At 47.2% G+C, this 16,902-nt stretch carries 35 protein-coding genes; 13 read left to right on the top strand and 22 right to left on the bottom strand.

Annotated elements, in window-relative coordinates; translation table 11 throughout:
- Nucleotide 1: 1 nt before the first annotated feature.
- From FKN16_RS22890 to FKN16_RS22960, 15 genes are all read right to left on the bottom strand, one after another.
- Complete coding sequence (locus FKN16_RS22890; protein ID WP_170903597.1) at nt 2-454, bottom strand: phage terminase small subunit P27 family; 453 nt, start codon at nt 452-454, stop codon at nt 2-4.
- Nucleotides 455-801: 347 nt separating this feature from the next.
- Complete coding sequence (locus tag FKN16_RS22895) at nt 802-1,173, bottom strand: HNH endonuclease (protein ID WP_170903598.1); 372 nt, start codon at nt 1,171-1,173, stop codon at nt 802-804.
- A gap of 345 nt (nt 1,174-1,518) precedes the next feature.
- The gene (locus FKN16_RS22900; protein ID WP_170903599.1) at nt 1,519-1,767 is read right to left on the bottom strand and encodes a hypothetical protein; all 249 of its coding nucleotides are present in this window, start codon (nt 1,765-1,767) and stop codon (nt 1,519-1,521) included.
- Nucleotides 1,768-1,875: 108 nt separating this feature from the next.
- Nucleotides 1,876-2,193, bottom strand: a complete 318-nt coding sequence (locus tag FKN16_RS22905; RefSeq protein ID WP_170903600.1) for a hypothetical protein — start codon at nt 2,191-2,193, stop codon at nt 1,876-1,878.
- Between the two features lie 84 nt (nt 2,194-2,277).
- Nucleotides 2,278-2,763, bottom strand: a complete 486-nt coding sequence (locus tag FKN16_RS22910; protein ID WP_170903601.1) for a hypothetical protein — start codon at nt 2,761-2,763, stop codon at nt 2,278-2,280.
- Entirely contained in the window at nt 2,763-3,029 is a 267-nt protein-coding gene (locus FKN16_RS22915) for a hypothetical protein (protein WP_170903602.1), read from the bottom strand. Before FKN16_RS22915 ends, FKN16_RS22910 begins: the two co-directional genes overlap by 1 nt.
- A gap of 196 nt (nt 3,030-3,225) precedes the next feature.
- Nucleotides 3,226-3,552, bottom strand: a complete 327-nt coding sequence (locus FKN16_RS22920; protein ID WP_170903603.1) for a hypothetical protein — start codon at nt 3,550-3,552, stop codon at nt 3,226-3,228.
- Complete coding sequence (locus tag FKN16_RS22925; RefSeq protein ID WP_170903604.1) at nt 3,549-3,893, bottom strand: hypothetical protein; 345 nt, start codon at nt 3,891-3,893, stop codon at nt 3,549-3,551. Before FKN16_RS22925 ends, FKN16_RS22920 begins: the two co-directional genes overlap by 4 nt.
- Nucleotides 3,886-4,128: a hypothetical protein gene (locus FKN16_RS22930; RefSeq protein WP_170903605.1), complete on the bottom strand. Its 243-nt coding sequence runs from the start codon at nt 4,126-4,128 to the stop codon at nt 3,886-3,888. The genes FKN16_RS22925 and FKN16_RS22930 overlap by 8 nt, the downstream gene beginning before the upstream one ends.
- Complete coding sequence (locus FKN16_RS22935) at nt 4,125-4,469, bottom strand: hypothetical protein (protein ID WP_170903606.1); 345 nt, start codon at nt 4,467-4,469, stop codon at nt 4,125-4,127. The genes FKN16_RS22930 and FKN16_RS22935 overlap by 4 nt, the downstream gene beginning before the upstream one ends.
- A 74-nt stretch (nt 4,470-4,543) precedes the next feature.
- Nucleotides 4,544-4,879: a hypothetical protein gene (locus FKN16_RS22940; protein WP_170903607.1), complete on the bottom strand. Its 336-nt coding sequence runs from the start codon at nt 4,877-4,879 to the stop codon at nt 4,544-4,546.
- Between the two features lie 49 nt (nt 4,880-4,928).
- Nucleotides 4,929-6,071: a tyrosine-type recombinase/integrase gene (locus FKN16_RS24840; RefSeq protein ID WP_170903608.1), complete on the bottom strand. Its 1,143-nt coding sequence runs from the start codon at nt 6,069-6,071 to the stop codon at nt 4,929-4,931.
- A gap of 64 nt (nt 6,072-6,135) precedes the next feature.
- Entirely contained in the window at nt 6,136-6,558 is a 423-nt protein-coding gene (locus FKN16_RS22950) for a hypothetical protein (RefSeq protein WP_170903609.1), read from the bottom strand.
- Between the two features lie 216 nt (nt 6,559-6,774).
- Nucleotides 6,775-7,185, bottom strand: a complete 411-nt coding sequence (locus FKN16_RS22955) for a hypothetical protein (protein WP_170903610.1) — start codon at nt 7,183-7,185, stop codon at nt 6,775-6,777.
- Between the two features lie 11 nt (nt 7,186-7,196).
- Nucleotides 7,197-7,478, bottom strand: a complete 282-nt coding sequence (locus tag FKN16_RS22960) for a hypothetical protein (protein ID WP_170903611.1) — start codon at nt 7,476-7,478, stop codon at nt 7,197-7,199.
- 143 nt (nt 7,479-7,621) lie between these two features.
- Between FKN16_RS22960 and FKN16_RS22965 the strand changes: the two genes are divergently transcribed.
- From FKN16_RS22965 to FKN16_RS23020, 12 genes are all read left to right on the top strand, one after another.
- Entirely contained in the window at nt 7,622-8,206 is a 585-nt protein-coding gene (locus FKN16_RS22965; protein ID WP_170903612.1) for a LexA family transcriptional regulator, read from the top strand.
- A gap of 105 nt (nt 8,207-8,311) precedes the next feature.
- Nucleotides 8,312-8,587: a hypothetical protein gene (locus FKN16_RS22970; RefSeq protein ID WP_170903613.1), complete on the top strand. Its 276-nt coding sequence runs from the start codon at nt 8,312-8,314 to the stop codon at nt 8,585-8,587.
- A 7-nt stretch (nt 8,588-8,594) separates the two neighbouring features.
- Nucleotides 8,595-8,963: a hypothetical protein gene (locus FKN16_RS22975; RefSeq protein WP_170903614.1), complete on the top strand. Its 369-nt coding sequence runs from the start codon at nt 8,595-8,597 to the stop codon at nt 8,961-8,963.
- A gap of 2 nt (nt 8,964-8,965) precedes the next feature.
- On the top strand, nt 8,966-9,589 hold the full coding sequence (locus FKN16_RS22980; RefSeq protein ID WP_170903615.1) for a DNA N-6-adenine-methyltransferase: 624 nt from the start codon (nt 8,966-8,968) through the stop codon (nt 9,587-9,589).
- A gap of 74 nt (nt 9,590-9,663) precedes the next feature.
- Entirely contained in the window at nt 9,664-9,891 is a 228-nt protein-coding gene (locus tag FKN16_RS22985; RefSeq protein ID WP_170903616.1) for a hypothetical protein, read from the top strand.
- 1 nt (nt 9,892) lies between these two features.
- A complete protein-coding gene (locus tag FKN16_RS22990; protein WP_170903617.1) occupies nt 9,893-10,276 on the top strand; it encodes a hypothetical protein in 384 nt (127 codons plus the stop codon).
- An 11-nt stretch (nt 10,277-10,287) separates the two neighbouring features.
- Nucleotides 10,288-10,938, top strand: a complete 651-nt coding sequence (locus tag FKN16_RS22995; RefSeq protein WP_170903618.1) for a hypothetical protein — start codon at nt 10,288-10,290, stop codon at nt 10,936-10,938.
- Entirely contained in the window at nt 10,935-11,426 is a 492-nt protein-coding gene (locus FKN16_RS23000; RefSeq protein ID WP_170903619.1) for a hypothetical protein, read from the top strand. Before FKN16_RS22995 ends, FKN16_RS23000 begins: the two co-directional genes overlap by 4 nt.
- Before the next feature lie 61 nt (nt 11,427-11,487).
- Nucleotides 11,488-11,961, top strand: a complete 474-nt coding sequence (locus FKN16_RS23005; protein WP_170903620.1) for a hypothetical protein — start codon at nt 11,488-11,490, stop codon at nt 11,959-11,961.
- Between the two features lie 145 nt (nt 11,962-12,106).
- Nucleotides 12,107-12,739, top strand: coding sequence for a ParA family protein (locus FKN16_RS23010; RefSeq protein WP_129148082.1), 633 nt, complete (start codon nt 12,107-12,109; stop codon nt 12,737-12,739).
- A 72-nt stretch (nt 12,740-12,811) separates the two neighbouring features.
- Nucleotides 12,812-13,045 carry a hypothetical protein gene (locus tag FKN16_RS23015; protein WP_129148083.1) on the top strand — a complete coding sequence of 78 codons (234 nt, stop codon included), beginning with the start codon at nt 12,812-12,814 and terminating at the stop codon, nt 13,043-13,045.
- 78 nt (nt 13,046-13,123) lie between these two features.
- Nucleotides 13,124-13,276, top strand: a complete 153-nt coding sequence (locus tag FKN16_RS23020; protein WP_164977542.1) for a hypothetical protein — start codon at nt 13,124-13,126, stop codon at nt 13,274-13,276.
- Nucleotides 13,277-13,575: 299 nt separating this feature from the next.
- Here FKN16_RS23020 and FKN16_RS23025 read toward each other — a convergent pair whose 3' ends face one another.
- On the bottom strand, nt 13,576-13,743 hold the full coding sequence (locus FKN16_RS23025; RefSeq protein ID WP_170903621.1) for a hypothetical protein: 168 nt from the start codon (nt 13,741-13,743) through the stop codon (nt 13,576-13,578).
- 184 nt (nt 13,744-13,927) lie between these two features.
- Between FKN16_RS23025 and FKN16_RS23030 the strand changes: the two genes are divergently transcribed.
- Nucleotides 13,928-14,254, top strand: a complete 327-nt coding sequence (locus FKN16_RS23030) for a helix-turn-helix transcriptional regulator (protein WP_170903622.1) — start codon at nt 13,928-13,930, stop codon at nt 14,252-14,254.
- A gap of 10 nt (nt 14,255-14,264) precedes the next feature.
- On the opposite strand, the gene FKN16_RS23035 is transcribed toward FKN16_RS23030, so the two are convergent.
- From FKN16_RS23035 to FKN16_RS23060, 6 genes are all read right to left on the bottom strand, one after another.
- Nucleotides 14,265-14,570, bottom strand: coding sequence for a hypothetical protein (locus tag FKN16_RS23035; RefSeq protein WP_170903623.1), 306 nt, complete (start codon nt 14,568-14,570; stop codon nt 14,265-14,267).
- A 345-nt stretch (nt 14,571-14,915) separates the two neighbouring features.
- Entirely contained in the window at nt 14,916-15,182 is a 267-nt protein-coding gene (locus tag FKN16_RS23040) for a hypothetical protein (RefSeq protein WP_170903624.1), read from the bottom strand.
- 12 nt (nt 15,183-15,194) lie between these two features.
- A complete protein-coding gene (locus FKN16_RS23045; RefSeq protein WP_249370566.1) occupies nt 15,195-15,389 on the bottom strand; it encodes a hypothetical protein in 195 nt (64 codons plus the stop codon).
- Between the two features lie 13 nt (nt 15,390-15,402).
- The gene (locus FKN16_RS23050; RefSeq protein WP_170903626.1) at nt 15,403-15,636 is read right to left on the bottom strand and encodes a hypothetical protein; all 234 of its coding nucleotides are present in this window, start codon (nt 15,634-15,636) and stop codon (nt 15,403-15,405) included.
- 11 nt (nt 15,637-15,647) lie between these two features.
- A complete protein-coding gene (locus FKN16_RS23055) occupies nt 15,648-15,995 on the bottom strand; it encodes a chromosome segregation protein ParM (RefSeq protein WP_170903627.1) in 348 nt (115 codons plus the stop codon).
- A 195-nt stretch (nt 15,996-16,190) separates the two neighbouring features.
- On the bottom strand, nt 16,191-16,436 hold the full coding sequence (locus FKN16_RS23060; RefSeq protein ID WP_170903628.1) for a hypothetical protein: 246 nt from the start codon (nt 16,434-16,436) through the stop codon (nt 16,191-16,193).
- Nucleotides 16,437-16,902: the final 466 nt, after the last annotated feature.

Consider the following 16,902-nt stretch of genomic DNA (forward strand, 5'->3'; position numbering starts at 1 on the left):
CTTATCTCGCTGGTAAGAATTCGTTGAATTCGTTTTCGTTGCCGTCCTTACTACCGCCTCCACCGCCCGTCATTCTTCGCATGGATAACGGGTCGAGCCCCAACAAGCTACCAATACGCACCATCGCCGATAGCGCATCTTGGCGAACGTTGACGCTCGGGTTTTTCTTTGGCCCACCTTTTGGTGTGTTGACTGTTAATCCTTTCTCGCTAATTTCTCGCTCTGCTTCGAGATACAAAGAAAAGCTGTTGCAGTACGCCAACAACAACGGGAAGTGATCGACGGTTAAAATCTGGCGCTCGATCAAAACCTTGGATTGCGTTTTCCAAATCAAGACCGCGTCATCATCGCGCAACTCATCCGGAGGCGGTGCTTTGGTCATGACTTCATGGGCAGGCGCGGAGGGAAGCGTATTCTTACCACTCTTACGTCCGCCCCCTGCTGCTCTCACCATTGTGAAAACCTCATTTTTTATTGTGACGAGTCACGATCAGGATCGGGTGATAAAAAAGATCCTTATTTATCGCGAATAAAAATTTGTCTGGGGCTGCGGTACCTATCGAAAAGGTCGTAGAGATTTACCCCACCCCCCATGGTCTGAGAACGGGAACAACAAGCGAACTAAAACCGCCTTGAAGCCTTTTTGATTCTGGGATTGAGGTAGCATCACCTTGATACCTTTTCGTGCTGTCTGTGCGACTTTGAGAGGGTCTGGCTGTGTGCCAAAGGTTCGGCAAAACAACACCAGAGCTTTTAAGTAAATTGGTACCCAAAACGCCCATTTGATCTGCAAAACGATCATTATTTGCTGTTTCGAATGGGTGTTTTCGTTCTTTCTCGTGCAGTTTTCGCTTTGTGGCATGGCCGACATAACGCCTCCAAGTTGCTATCTTCATCCGTTCCGCCATGTTCCTTGGCTATGATATGGTCCACATCACGAGCCGGAACGGCGCGACCACCACGCAAGCAGCATTGGCATAGGTACTTATCTCGTCTCATTATTCTGGTTCGGAGCTTATCCCAATCACTGCCATAGCCACGCTCATGGCGGCTGCGTCCTGCTTGGTGCACTTCCCAACCAGTGTGACGATGCTTGTCACAGTAACCACTCTTGTCATTAGTCAGGCCACCGCAATGGGGATGACGACAAGGCTTAGGGGTTCGTGGAGGCATAACAAAATATCCTTTGAATACTCACTAAATACACAAAGGATATTTAAAAGGGTCACCGCCGTGGGCACTGCTGTTTAATGGCCGAAGCCTGGCGACGCTCGACGACGTCGCAAGTCACTAGCACTACGTTGCCTTTGGCGGTGTTAGAACTGGCTTTAAGGCAGCCAGTAGCCTTGGGTCACTTATCTTGTAGCTAACTTATGCACTATCGGGCGCTAACCGATCCTTATCCCTTCCTCTCGGATACATGCGGGATTCGTCGCGATCACATGCTGACTTAACTGATAACAAGTGCAGCCAGTAACAACACTCGGCAACTATCTGGAATTACCGGATAGTTGAAACCTAGCCAGGATTAGCTTGGTGATAGTCAATGCAGCTATTCAAGTCCTCGATGTACAACTGCATATTGGTTACTGACCTTTTCGGGTAATAGATACCCTCACCGTCAACTTCATACCACTCAAGTTGCGGTGCGGTTGGTTTGCAATCTACAAAATCAGGACTGGCCATCATCGTCGTTGATTGACACGCGGCCATCGCTAGGACCGAACCGATCAGCATGACTATTCGTTGGGTCTTCCTTAATTTCATTCTTACGGCCCTCTCTGTCTTTCTTCTTCGACTTAGCTCGGTGACGGTCTAACTCATAAAAGAATCGTTCGAGCATGACTGGCACTAAGCTAAGCCAGCTCGGCACCTTCATGTTTTGACTCGCTTGATATGCTTCGGGTCATTCCATGCTTCATTGGCGGCCTTACCTTTATTGGCTGCCAGAAACTCAAGAAGATCAATCAACCAGTTGGGTAGCTTTGCCATCCACTCAGGTGGGATGAGCTGGCGAACTTGGGACCAAACCACCAAAAGGGCAGACACCCAAGCGGCAATGACCTTACCGTGCTCACCAAACGCCGCTACCAAAAAGGCAAACCAATCAAATGGCGGCACCTCGGGAACAGCACCACTTGCGATAGCAGCAGGGCCGATCAACAAGAACGCCACCATAAACAGATATTTCATGTCGGCTTTACTCCTCTATATAGAAAAGGCAGCCATCATGGCCGCCCTGTTAATGCACCAAACTCGGTGCGTGATGATTCCTGCTTAACAATCCAGTACCTCAAGCGGGAAATTCTCTTTGAACTCTTCAACAGTGCCCGCACCCAAATGGGTGTTGTAATGGTCTTTCCAATACTGAGCCAAGCCATCAATATCACCGGATTTCGGTAACGCGGGCTTTTTTCGAAGATAGTGAACACGGCACATAGCTACCGCGAACGATAAGTTGGTGATCAACTGAGTAACGTCTGGTCGCATGTCGTCATCCAAACTCGCCATACTAGATAGCTCAGTGATTTGGTTGGCCAACTTGCGCTTGTAAGCTAGGTAGTTATCCCAAATGTCTTGGTACGTTGCAGGCTCCATCTGGATAAAGCCAAGCGCTGGACCATTGCCTAGTTGCTTTAGGTATTTGGCGTGGCTTTCTTGGTAGATCGTGCCAACGATAAGCTGTTCAGCTGATCGGCTGTATAGTCCCAACTGCTTCAAAGTCGGGCGAATCACTAACGTGACTAACTGCTTAGGGTCCATCAAGAAACCTCTCTTTTCTGGCGTTTCTTATCGAAATGCACATAGATATCGAAGACAAGGCGACCAGCTATAACGAGCAAGCCACCCAATGAAATTAAGTTCGCGGTGGTGATTTCTGGGGATGATGCAGCCGTCTCAGCGGCTTGTTGGGCCTTAGCGGCGACTTCATTACTAAAGACGCTAACGCTAGTGCCGCCCCCGTAGGCAATCAGGCGGCCTTTCCACTCTTGGAAGCTTTCAAAAAGATTTGCGATTAGGTTTGGCATAGGCTTTAGATATAAAAAAACCCGCTACCAGAGTGATAGCGGGTTGGAAAAAATGCTTTTCAATGTTCAACGTCAGTTGGCTAGGCGACCCCGGCTTAAAGGGTCTTTGTGATTCCCGATAAAGACACGAAAACCACAATGCATATAAACATACTCAAAACCCTGACCGCTTTCAAGTCATTTTGTGGTAAAAATATTAAAAACTGTCGTTTTGTGGTGCTTTAATTAAAATTTTTCCTGTGTGACTGTCACGTGGTGAATTAACCTTTCTTTGTGACGAGTCACGATTTATTAACCAGGTCTTAAGCTCATTAGCACCTTTAACCATTGCGCGCGTGGCAGACGCAATCGCCTGGGCAAACTGTTGACCAGCCGCAACAACGACAGATACTTGGGCAACAACTGTCGCAGACTTAACGGCTAAGACTGCCCGAGCTTCGCGGCGTTCTCTGGATTGCTTGGTTCTCGATGGCCAGTAAAGACCATGTTTACTGGCTACTTTCTTTCTATGGCTTAACCTCATAGCCTCAACTCCTTCCAGTTTGGGGAAGTATGAAAACAAGCGGAATCCCCTTTAAAAAGACCATCACACCCTTTCGGCAGTGACTCCTTACACTTAGCACAACGTTGTTCACCCAGTTCGGCCAGCTGCTCTTGTAACTTCTTCCAATCACGGTCAATCAGTAACGCAACCAACTCACTCGAATCATAAGGCTTCCCACAACCTGCACGAACGCGGCATATTTCCAATAAACGATCATGCTCCGTAGCTGTAAGCTTTACCCTCACCTCATGAATGTCGGCTTCTTTCTCTCTTTTCCGTTGGCGGCGCTTACGTTTGGCGGCGGCTGATAATTCACTCATCTTGTTCAGCTCCTTTGGTCAGGATGTTCGACACCGTCATGCCTGGATAGCGCATTGTTATGGTCTTTAGCTTGTCATTCTCAAGTAGAGGCTCGCCGATTGTATTAACCTCAATAGTGGTAACTTCCTCTGTCCATGTATCGGCCATGATTACATGCTTAATTTCATTGCCATTGCCATCAAACACAGAAACAGGATTTCCAACTTTTGAGGTGTTGTCTGGTGTATAAATCATGACTCACCTTGCTCTTTAGTTTGATTGTTCACTGCATTACAAACCAGATTGGCGGCTTCGATAATGGCGCTCATTTGGGCTTGATCGGTGGTAATGCCAGGGCACTGGCGGGACAGTTCTTCAGCAATAGCCGCACACATTTTCAGTTGGCAAATTTTGAACTTACGGATTGATAGAACCGGTTCACCTTTTTCTAATGGATAGGCCCCCTCTTTGCTTGGCTGTGGCATATCCACGCCGTGAGCTGGGCCACATACGCCCATGGGCAAATCTTTCATAGAAGTGATTGGTTTATCAAAGGTTGGATGACTAATTTCAAAAACTTGCTTATGATTTTTCATATTGCTTACTTCCTTCTTGGTTTTTTGGTGAGCGTGTACAAACTTCTCTGAGCTAAAGAAAAAGTGACACATAGCTATTCCTCTTTGCAGAACGCCCAGCAATACATCAGCGCAAACAGGTTTCCTGCATTTAAAGCCCATTCAGTGTCTTCATCCTCACCAACCAATAGCTGAACCGCTTCCCCTTTAGTCCAAAGAACGGCGACATACGTAGACTGCTCTTTCAGGTGCATTGGGTTATTCATGATCTCGACATACAGGTGGCACTGTTCGTCATCTTCTCGATATTCGGTGATGTCAAAATTGAGAACAAAAAAGCTCGCCACTTGCCCTAAACATTCTCGCAGCGCTACCTCTACGTCGGTCTCAATAGTCAGTTTTAAATCTGGGGTTAGTTGCTCAATCGTCATAAAAATATCTTCCTTTGTGTAAGAGTTGCCAATCAATCGCTTGTGCCTGTTACTGCAAGGCGTCGGCGGGTTCGTTCATTTCGTCCCATGTCGGAATTGTGTCGGTGTGATTGCGTTGGGTTTGCGTCACCAACTCAGCGTGCCAACGCTCTAACGCCGCCCGTTTCTGGGCTTCCGCCGTGGTGTGAATGTAAGACTCATCGAGCTTGGCCATTACGTGGTTCAACAGGCGTTCACACACCCAGTAATCGACGTCTAATTGAATCCACATGGTTCGAGCTAACTTGCGTAAATCGTGCGATTGCCAGCGCTTTTGGCTGACCTTTTGAATGATCTCGGTGGCTTGGCCCTCATCGAGCGGACCTCGTTTACTGGTGCTCGGAAATAGGTACGGCCCACGATAGCCGGTTAAGCCTAATAGGCGATGATGCTCTTTGAGCCAGGTTAAAGCGTAGTCGGTCAACGGAATGACCAGTTCGGGCGCACTGCCTTTGGTTAACGCTTCAGGAATGGTCAACGTGGCGTTATACCAATCGATGAATTCCCATCGCAGCTGACGGGTTTCCCCAATTCGAGTGCCATGTAACAGCATTAATCCTGGTAAGCGCTCAAGGGCGGTTTGTATCGACAATAACGGCACCACCATTGGCAGGTCTTTGGGTAGTAAGGCACTCGGTTTGCCTTTGATTTTGACGTCAAAGAAGTCCTTAAAGATCACCTCGGAAATGGGATTGAACGCCAAGCGCTTTTGACGGGTTGCGACTTTAAAGGCACGTTTTAACTTGCTGAAGTATTGCTTCACGGTGCCGAGGGCATAACACGATTGCAACGGCCAGATCAGCTCCGTTTCCAACAGTGCAGGAGTCAGGGCGGCGATGTTTTCGCTGCCCAACATAGGAAGCAGGTGTTTGTCGATGATGCTCTTAGTATCGTAACGGGTCTTCTTATTTAACGTCGTATTGGTGACGGTGCGATCACGATACCAAGTCAGCAAATCCCCTACCGACTGCCATTCATTGAGCGTAGGGGCATCACCAAGAGCCAACTTGCCAATCAACTCGTCTTTTTGTGCCAACACCTGCTTTGTTCTTAAATCTGGCCAGTTCGCCAACTTCGTGCGTTTGGTTTTGCCGTCTTTGTAGCTGACCAGATACCAACTGGCGGTTTCACGGTTGGCATGAATGCGCACCACGAACGGCACGCCAATGGCGTTGATTTCGGTGATCGTGGTGTCTGCCAAACAACGTTCGATTTCTTTATCGGAGATTTTTCGTTGAACCGTCGCCATAATTGTCTCTCAATTGCGCCTTCACATGGGCGCGTGCTTTGGTTAAATGGGTTTCGTAGGTTTTGAGGCTAATGCCCATCTTGGCGGCTTTGTCTCGGCGGAGGGCGTGAGACGGTAATCCAGTCAGGCGCACAGCCCCGTAATGCACGCGAACCACTTCAACGCTTTTGCGACTCTTTACCGCCAGTTGCATTAATGCCGCCTCGATACGAGCCTCAATGCAATCGACCACAGGGCCACCTTTGCCCCCACCGCTGCCAAAATGCATTTCGCCTTTCTGGGCGATCAGCTTCTCCATGATTGAGCTGTATGCCGCCCCACCTTCGCCCTGGTGAACCCAGCGCGCCCAGCTCTCCATCAGCTGATCAAAGTAGTGGCGGTTTATCGTCATGGTGTTTCCTTTATTTACTGCTCGTCGCTCGGTAATGGTTGAGCCAGCGTCGGGTTTCGGCCTGATCTGGCTCGGGTAAACTGGTCAGTTTGCGGTCAATCTCTAACCGCCCGATCTTGCCCCTGCGCCATTGCCACAACCAAAAACTGGCCCGTTTCTGGCACTCGGCCTCAAAGGCCACTGCCTCATTGCCAGGGGCGGCTAGATTGTGGCTCATCACGCCACCTTCGGACGGCCACGCAACATGAACTCGCTGACCGTTTCCTCTGGGGTTAATACGTGAGCTGGCAACGAGTGACGATGGGGAATTGGCGCAACTTGAACGTCATCACTGGCCATTGAGATGTGGTCATAAACAGGGGTTAACGGGCCATACATGTGAGCAAAGTGCGCCCCAACGCGACGCAGTTCGTTGACTTCTTCCACACTGGTTGGGTTGTTCACTAGCGTGATCACACGGAACGCACGCTTTGGGTTTACTTCCATTTTGAGGCGTTCCACGCGTTGCAACGGGCATGAGAGGTGTGCCACGTTGACGCACTGAATACGCCCCTTGTAAAGCTGCATCAAATCGCGGATCACCGCGTCTCGGTCGTTCGTATTGCCACCCATTAACACCATGATCATGGCTTGTTCTCCTACTCAGTTTCGACGGCTTGGTTATCCAGGTACGCGCGTCGCCAATGGTCAATATTCACCACCCCTTTACTCTTTAGGGTGATCAGTTCTTGTTCACGCAAACGGGGGAACCGGTGAAGGGAAGCCCAGCTGACCACGGTTTTATAAGGCACGCCCAAAAACTTGGCGGCCTTCGCCATGCCGCGGCTGCCGAACTCCGACTTTATCCACTCACTAAATATCACGTTTTGCTCACCTCTCTGCGTTTTGTGGTAATTAATATCACAAAACGTGGTAAGCATAAAGATCGATTTGTGGCAAACTCTGCATTATGTGGTAATATAGTGACCATTAACCCCAATTTTGTGACCTGAGAACGGGCCAACCTATGGATGACAGATATAAAGAACTGATCGCCAACCGCATCAAAGCGGGGCGCAAAGCCATGGGGCTTACGGTGGAAGAAGCCAGCAAACGCGCACGCGTTGGCACCAGTCGCTGGCTAAACTGGGAATGTGCAGCCCGAACGCCTAAGCTCGATATGATCCCGAATATCGCCACCGCCATTGGCAGCAGCGCCGCTTACATTGCCGGCTTTTCTGACCACCAGGGCGAAAGCTCAGACAGCTGGCGTTACATTGTGGCCAACGGGGAAAACCCCGCTAATCAAGCCGTTAGCAATGATTTTTTGGCGTTCAACATCGACCGATTACGCGAGCTTAACTTGCCAGAACGTGACATTCTGCTTGTGAACGTAAGAGACAACAGCCTCGCGCCCGATTTGCATGAGGGCGATGCTGCCTTGGTTGACCGTCGAGAACAGGCCGTGTCTGGAAAAGGCATTTTTGCGATTCGCGATAACAGCGGGCTAATATGGCTGCGTTGGATACGTCCCGAGATCACGGGAGGCTTTACCCTGTACACCGCAGATAAAGAACACTTTCCCGATCAACATTTTGACGATAATCAGTTGGCTAATTTGGATATCGTCGGTAGATACGTGGGACACTGGCACTGGGATGCAGCGTAAGAAGGAGCGCGGCGGGATTCGTCGTGTTTTTTTTCGCCTGCAAATACCACGTTTTGTGACATCAACCACGAAAAGCATAGTAATAGTACCACAAAAGGAATAATCATGGATTCGCTACCAGATACCCAAGTCATAAGCATGAATCAATTGCCGAAGCTTCAAAAGCGAGTGGTGAAACAAGTTAACCGTGAAGCAGCCAGCCTACTGGCGGTCGAAGCGCTAGCTCGTCAAATTACCGATTTAAGCCACGGCCAGATGAGTCCTGAGAAGATAGACCAAATCCAACAATATGCCGAAGCCATTATGTACAACCTCGAAGACGCCAGAGAGCGCATGGGCCGCATTGCACTCATCGTGAATGACGTATCGATTGAGGACTAAAGCCGTGATGAGTGACGTTATCGTAAACACCGAATTTGGTTTGGATGAAGAACAACTGGCCGTGTTGGAAGGTTATGCGAATGGCTTAGATGAGTTTGACATCCGCCAAGTGCTTGAGCTGACGCCAGCCGAACTCAAAACCATCGAGCTCGATGTCCGCGCCCGTCTCAATGCCAACACCACGCCACACATGATCAGCCGAGCTTGGCAGCTTGGCGTTTTAGCGAGTCGAGCACTTTGCCTGGTGCTGGTCATGGTGACCAGTTTCCATGCCCTTGACCCAGACATGACCCGAGTTCGCACCCCAATGAGAAACACCCGAAACCCAACCACCATTGCCCGCGTTCGTCAGGCTGGAAGAAACAAGGAGATTTAATCATGGCGACACCATCCAACCACCAAAGCCAAACTGATCCAGAGTTTCGCGACTTTACCCAAACTCCGCCTTGGTTATTTCATGCCTTTAACGCTGAGTTTAACTATGACCTCGATGCGGCGGCGCTGCCTGAGTCAGCCCTCTGCGCTCGATACTACACACCAGAAATTGACGGGCTAAAGCAAGATTGGAGCAAAGAGTTTTCCTTTAATCGTCGCCCTGCGGTTTGGATAAACCCGCCGTTCTCCGACATTTTGCCGTGGGTAGAGCTTGCCAAAGAGCAACAAAAGAAAGGCGTATTGACCACCTTATTGGTGCCACACGACAACCGAACCGAATGGTGGCCACACGATAGCGCCAGTGAAATCCGTGACATTGTTGGCCACCACGAAACACGTGTTTATAAATCGGGTAAGAAGAAAGGCCAAGAATACAAAAAATGGGTAAGTGGCGGCATTCGCTTTATCAATGCCAAGACGGGCTTAGAAATGCCCCACGAGCTCAACAAGCCCATGTGCTTGATTGTGTTCGACCCATTCCACTCCGGCCATTGTGCCCACAAAACCATTCGCAAAGATGTGCTGATGCAAATCGGCCAGCAACAACTTGCCTTACTAGCAGCATAAGGAACACTCATGAACGCAAACGCACCAGTTCAAGACCTAGCACAATTCAGCGGCGACTTTGAGGGGTAATAACCATGGGAGCAAGAGTCATTCACGTACATTATGGCGTTCACTGGCTATTAGAACTGACCGACAAAGAACTGCTGGAGCATGTAACCCACCCTGATGGCACCGAAGCTGCAAGAAAAGAGCTTAACGCCATGATCGATGATGGTGAAACCTGTTTTGTGTTGGATTCCAGCTGTGACAACAAAAAACCAGATGGCTCATGCGCGGGTCATCCAATTAAGGAGCAAGACTAGCATGGATCAATTCAACGCTTACTCAGTGGCTATCGCAGCCACTGAAAAAGCCATTCAAGATCGCCAGAAAAAAATAACCAACATCGAGATACTGACAAAAAAAGCGCTCGATACCGATTATCTCGATAAGTTGTCGTTTGACATTGGCTATCAAGAAGGTTGTGTGGAGCACCACAAAGGGCAAAAACGAAAAGACGCCCAAAAGAAGCTGGACGAACTCAAGCGCCAACAGCGTCGTGTCGAAAATGCCCACTCCCTGGCCAACCTAAACAAGCAATTGAAATACGAGGATGAGATAGACGCATTAAGGAAAGCTCTCACCCAGCTCAAGATACTGGAGAGTAGAAAATCAGCGGTTAGTTATTTTTTAGGCATTAATGAGTAAGGAGCGAAAACATGGACCAAGCAACTAGAGATATTATCGAAAACTGTGGATTGGAAGTTGAAGACGTAAAGCCAATCATTGAAGCTGTGAAAGCATCCGCTGTCATCAACTTCGTCAACACTCATATCGGTGCGTTTGAAGCAGGTTTTATTGACAACAACCAGCCAACCCTAGCCCAGCTATATAGAACAGCTCAGCATCACGTAAAAGACAATTACAACTACAACATGCAAAGCCTTGCTGAAGTTTGGGGAGAAGAACTTGCTAAAGAGCTGGCAGAGAGAACCCCTTACATTCAAGTAAAATGGCACTCACCAGAAGAAACGCCACAGGTGGAAAGCCAGGGCTTAAAGAAATTCTGGGTAGCAATCAAAGTGACAGGTAGCATCAAACAAACCAAAAAGAGCAAGACGTTTGTTATTTCTGCTTACTACGTCAACAAACCTCTAGAGCTCGATGAGCACGGAGAGGTAATCAACGGCGACCCTTTTGTATCGGTCGATGGCGAACCTATAGAAGCAGTCGGTTTTCACTCTTGCAAAGAACATCAAGAGTTTGATGGTTATTACGAACCCCTACCGTTTGGTGATGATTATGAATTACTAGGTTGGGCTGAATATCAAAAGCCAGATTTTGACCTGAATACTAAGGGGGCAAAATGATCATACTAAACAATGGTGACCTGCACCGACTCCTAGAACCGTTCGACGCTGACATCGATGTCATTGCTTTTGCCTTATCTAACATCAATCGATACACAGGCCACGTTGGCCAATACAGCGTTGCTCAACACTGCGTCCTGGTTTCTGAGCAACTGCCGGACGAACTAAAACTTTCTGGATTGCTTCATGATGCAACAGAGGCATGCATCGGCGATGTATCTAAACCACTTAAAGCACTGCTGCCAGAATACCGAAAGATAGAAGCCTGGTATCACGAACAAATCGACACTTTGTTTGATGTAGTCACAGAGCATCCCGATATTAAAGAAGCCGATCTTAGAATGCTAATCACCGAGGCCAGTGCTTTCGGCTTACCTCTCGATGAGTTCCCGAACGCCCTACCCTACAACATCGAGTTTGAACCATGGCCAGCCGAGGTGGCGAGATTAAAATTCATCGAATGCTTCCATCGTTATTTTGATTTGTAACCCTTCCCTACGCCGCCAGAACAGGCGGCGTTTTCATATTTAGACCAAAGGAAACCAGACCGTGACAGAGCATGAAAAAGAACTAAAGCGCATGGCTGATCGAGTTAAGTCACTTTTTAATGGCATAGGCCCCAAGCCATACACAGGCCGAACAGACGACATAGATATCACCAGTGAGCCTTTATTCTGCCCATCATGTGGCCATGACGAGCCGATGAGACTAAACCAAAGCAAGACTGCTGTGAGTTGTGTAAATCCCAAAATCTTGGGTTGGTGTGGTGAATACTGTGATTACGAATACGCACTTACAGCGGAACGACAACGAACCGACTGCTTTTGGACAAGCGGATTCGAATACCCAAAGACCAGGCGTGAAGTTTTACAAGCAAGGCTAGAGGGCAAAACCAATAGACTCAAAGAACTTCCCAAACTAAGAAAAGAAGCTAGAGAAAGATTTAAGAAAGAAGAGAAAAAACTAACCGAAGAGATAGCCAGTATTATCGGGGAGCTAGAAAAGACAAAAGTAAAACTATAACCACTTTCAAGCCGCTAAAACCTAGCGGCGTTTTTGTACCTCCCTCTCATTTCAAAGATACACACAAAATACCCTTTAAATATCCCTTGAATATCCCAAAGATATACGTTAAATATATAACAAATACTCCAACAGGGATTTCATCATGATCATAGCAATTGCTCATAACAAAGGTGGCGTTGGCAAAACGACTGTAACTCTCAACCTAGCAGCCATCCTTAAACCAGACGTAATCGTCGACCAGGACACACACCAAAGCTTAGTCATCATCAACAAGCTACGCGGTGACGACCAACTGCCAATTCATACGTGTGATAGCCGTGCCAGCCTAATTGAACTACTCAAGCAATCGGACGATGGCAAAACCGTACTGATTGACTGTGGTGGTTTTGACTCGGACGTAAACCGTTTGGCCGTTGCAGCTGCCGACCTGGTCATCGTGCCAGCGAACGATGACACCACCGAACTGATCGGCCTACGTCGATTTGACGAAGTGCTGGCAGAGATCAGCAAAGAAATGGACAGCCACATCACCGCCCACGTTCTTTTCAATCGCGTCCACCCTAACCGCCGTAAGTTTAATGACGTAGAAGATTTCCTAAAGAACGCGAGCCACATGTCGAGACTGGACACCATCATTCCAACCAGAAAGCAATACCCGCTAGCGGTGGCCAACGGCCTTGGCGTGGTTGAACACAAAGCCACAAAATACAGTGACGCAGCACGCGAAATGAAGCGTTTAGCCGAAGAAATCCAAAACAAAGCTTCACTAAACTAAATACCCTTTGTATATTTACTGTATATCCAAAGGATACACGGTAAATATTTATTAGATATAGAGTAGATACACATGAGTAAGAACTGGGACGCACTAAGCCAGGTCGGCAAGAAAGCCGCACTAACCGAAAACAAAAGCGAAGAAGCTAAGGTTGCAACAACAAAAGCAAAGCACCTTAAAGCTGTGCCGATGAGTTACTTTGAGAAGCATGAAAAGATGAAACAGGAAGGTAAAACCAGCCTTAACTTTACCGACTACATCATTGAAGCACTTAGAGAGAAATTAGAGCGAGACGGCGCGCTATAACGCCAGAAATGAATTAGCCGGTGAGCATCTGACCTCTTCACCGGCTAACGTGACCAACCAAACATAAGGAATCCAGTTATGTCACAAGCGCAATATACCGCAATATCTAAAATGCGTCTAATCGATCTGCACACCCTAGACATGTCCGTTCTAGAGGAATACTTGTCAGGCAAGCCGAAATGGCTTCAAGATCGAGTATGGGAGTTCTACCAACTAGGTGCAGCACTATGAGTTGGTCGCTACCTAGAACGTGCTTTAGTTGCCAGCACTATAAGCAGGTAGGATATAAAGAGGATGAGCTGGCCCCAACTAAAGACCACTGGGGATTCGATTGCGAAGCTAAGAAACAGCGCTATGGTATGTGCAATCAAAAAAGGTGTCATGTTTTTTGGAATGAGCAACCATGCCCATCCTACGCACAGGAACCCGACATCGAGACGCATGATTGCAAGCCACGGTCAAAGGCATTACAACCTCATCAAGATGCCCTGTTCTGAATAAAAAACCCCGTTGAATGACGGGGCTTTGTTTTAAACCGCTTTAAGCTCTCCTTTCAGTTCGTTAACTAAGGGCAATATCAACGTTATGCCCGCCTCGATCTCCATCGAAGCATCATCTTCCGAACGGTTCGCCCTAGCCATTAAGCGCAATACACATTCAATTTCATCACACAGATTATTTATTTTTTGTTGTGGCATTAGACCGCCTCTCACATCCATTCTAGATATAACCTTACCAACTGTAATTAGCGCCACAGCTATGCCGTGCATTAATGTGACAGGTGGAATATGCCCTTACATAACGCGTTGTGTAAACACACTAGGTCAAAACCGTCCTACACTTACTGATAAACCACTCAAACTGACCTATGAGGTGTGATCTATGTCTTATACTCCATTAATACAAGCACTAAAGAATCGAAGGGAGGCAGCTGGGCTATCACAAGCCGAGTTTGCCAAAATGGCAGGCGTATCACTAAAGACGTACCAGCGGATAGAATGGGGCGAAACCGATTTAAAGATGTCCCACTACCGCAGCTTGATTCAAAATCTAAGGATCACCGATCTGGATGTGTCGCTGGATATGCTCGAAGTGGACCCCGCAACGCCGTGGGATGTAGCAGCAGCAGCCAGAACGCTGCCGCCGGAGGTAAGAACTATCCTTGTCACGTTTATCATGATGATATACCGCGACAAGACAATGGAATGAAAGCAGAGCGTTATAACTGCTTCATAATATCGATCAGTTGGCTTAACTGAACCTTATAATCACGGCTAGAGCGAATTTGCTCATAAACCAATTCAACCGTCGCCCCAGCTTGATGAACCTCGTCAAACACTTGCTCCAAACCCTCAAACGTATTTGCTAATTTATCAGCGCGCCAAACCACCAAAACATCATCAGCAACCAACTTAGAAAGCACATTAGACAAATCACCATAGTGCACCTGGTCACAACCAACTCGCTCAAGCGCCTGATCCTGCATACCCATGTCATTGTCATGGACAACGTAGCCATATCTCATTTTTTATTCCTTTTCATTGTGACGCGTCACGCCCTGCATATTGCAATAGTAAATCAGACACGCATCGCGTGAAATGACGCTCATTGCATAATTGAACCTTATGGCCATGATTTTGGTGGCGATTATGCCCATTATGGTAAATAGCGGAGTTTAGGCGCTATTACGTCAGCTTTGACGTACTGAGCGCGTTAAGCTGTCAAAACTGACAGATAACCAAAGATCGAGAGACGATTTTTGATGTTGTAAATTTGTTTCAGTTTGACGGGATTTTAGGCGGGGATTTTATCGGAATGATTTGGCGGCCGATTTGCATCGAAACCGCCAAAAGATCAGGTTTTGTATATCTCACTCTTGCTTTGTGGCAAGTAAGCAGCCCAGCTTATCCCTAAGCTCTTGTCTCTCATGTTTAGCTTTTTCTAGATAAGGCTCAAATGCCTTCATTACAATACGGAAAAGAGAACCTGATTCATGAAACTCGCCAAATTCCTCACAGTACACGTACAACGTCCAATCTTCTGCGTTACCGTCAGACGTTAAACGGACATCGATAGCAAAACGTTGTAATGCATTGAGCATCTGAGCAACGTCAAAATCTGCATAACTTCCTGCCATTTATTTTCTCTCTTACTCTAGATACTGAGTGATCATTTCAATTTCTTGGCTAACATCAACAAGCGCTTTCGCATCCATATTGATAACCTCAAGCTGAGTTTGGTCTCTAACTTTTCTCTCAAGACCATGTTTTATCGCTTTGATAGTCTTTTCAGCTTCTTCCAACTTCTCAATAAGCTCTTTATCTTTTGAATGCATACTATTCATCGTCCTTCTTACTCTATTTGAATTCTTGGCCATCTAACTGGTCAGCAATTTTCCTTAACTCATTCGCCCAGGCTTTTTCGCAGCCGTTCTTGAACTGCACGTTTGTAAAACACTCTTTCAGAGAAAAGCTAGAAAGCGGAACTTCGGGTGATAAAGACACAAAAACTACATCAGGCTTGAAATCATCAACAATAATCATTGGCTTAATAGGATATGTAAGCTCATTTGGGTTAGTCGTGTGCTGCATTAGAATGTTCCTTATTGGTCATTATCAAAAATTGTCATTTGTTCATCATCCACCGGTGGCACGTCCAACTCTTTTCCTGTCCGTTCTCGGTAAACTTTCGCGGCCTGGTGACGACCAACGCGTGTTAGTTTTGCGGCCAAACTTAAATCTTTAGCTCTTAGCAGTTCGATGCAGCCCTTACCCTCCAAGGCGTGGAGGCTCTTTCTAAAGTTCGATGCATCGAGCTCACCCTCACGGGGCTGTGAAATCATGGTGCGCATCTTGGCAACTGGAACCGCACCTTCAAATTGCTTTGTTTCCAAAAGAGCCAGGATAAAAAGGGCGTCATTTTGGTTTTTTGAAAATCTTGTCTTAGTCATTCCTTAATCACCTCACGAGTGAATAAGAGAATAGTAAACCTGTTTCATGGTTGGGTAAAGCTTAATCAGAACAAAATGGGAGAAATGTGGAAAAGATCAGGCGGGAAATGGCGACGGGCTTCGATATGAACTGGGCTACAGCAAGACATCCCCAGAATTATGCCCAGATTCTGGGGATAAAAAAGGGTGACACCGTCACCCTTTCTTTGCTACCAAGTCTTTGATGTTCTCTATGTTCTGGTTATGCCTGTGCGTACAGTGATCGCCAATCGCAATAGCCAGAATCCAGCACACCACTGGGCCTATGATAGAACCCGCGGTAACAACAGCGACAATGACCAACACCAAAGCCCCTGCTACTGAGGAATAAAACAACCCCAATGGACCAAAGAACAAAGTAAGTAAAAAAGAGACTAAACGTGATTTTGGATTTAAGTTCATGATCAAGTTCCTGTTGAGTAATTCTCTGATCTCACATTGATATGCATCAATTGTCAATTCACATGATCACATTGGGGTTATGGAGGAGCGTGCGACGACATGCAAAGCCTTACGAACGTTCAATAAATACCGTCCTAAATAAAATCATCCATACCAATAACTGGCTCAAATCTTGCCCTTCGCCCTGCTAGACCTAGGGGGACTGATTGCTCACCATGTGGTTAGAACGCTTTGGGGGCGTTCCACAGAGCTTGCGTGTTTTTCGGTAGGTTCCTGTCGGATGACAAAAGAAATGTTCAACGTGCGCCCATACTGGCCCCTAGCTTCAGCTAGGAAATGGCCAGACATTATATCCCCAACTTGTTGGGGCGTAGTAAGTAGATATCAGTATATATAAAAAAGAAGTTCAATTTTGCACATTAAAACAACCCTCATGCACATTAAACGAATCAGCTTTGCACTTTAT

The organism is Vibrio sp. 11-4(1) (assembly GCF_013048625.1).
Lineage (GTDB): Bacteria > Pseudomonadota > Gammaproteobacteria > Enterobacterales > Vibrionaceae > Vibrio > Vibrio diabolicus.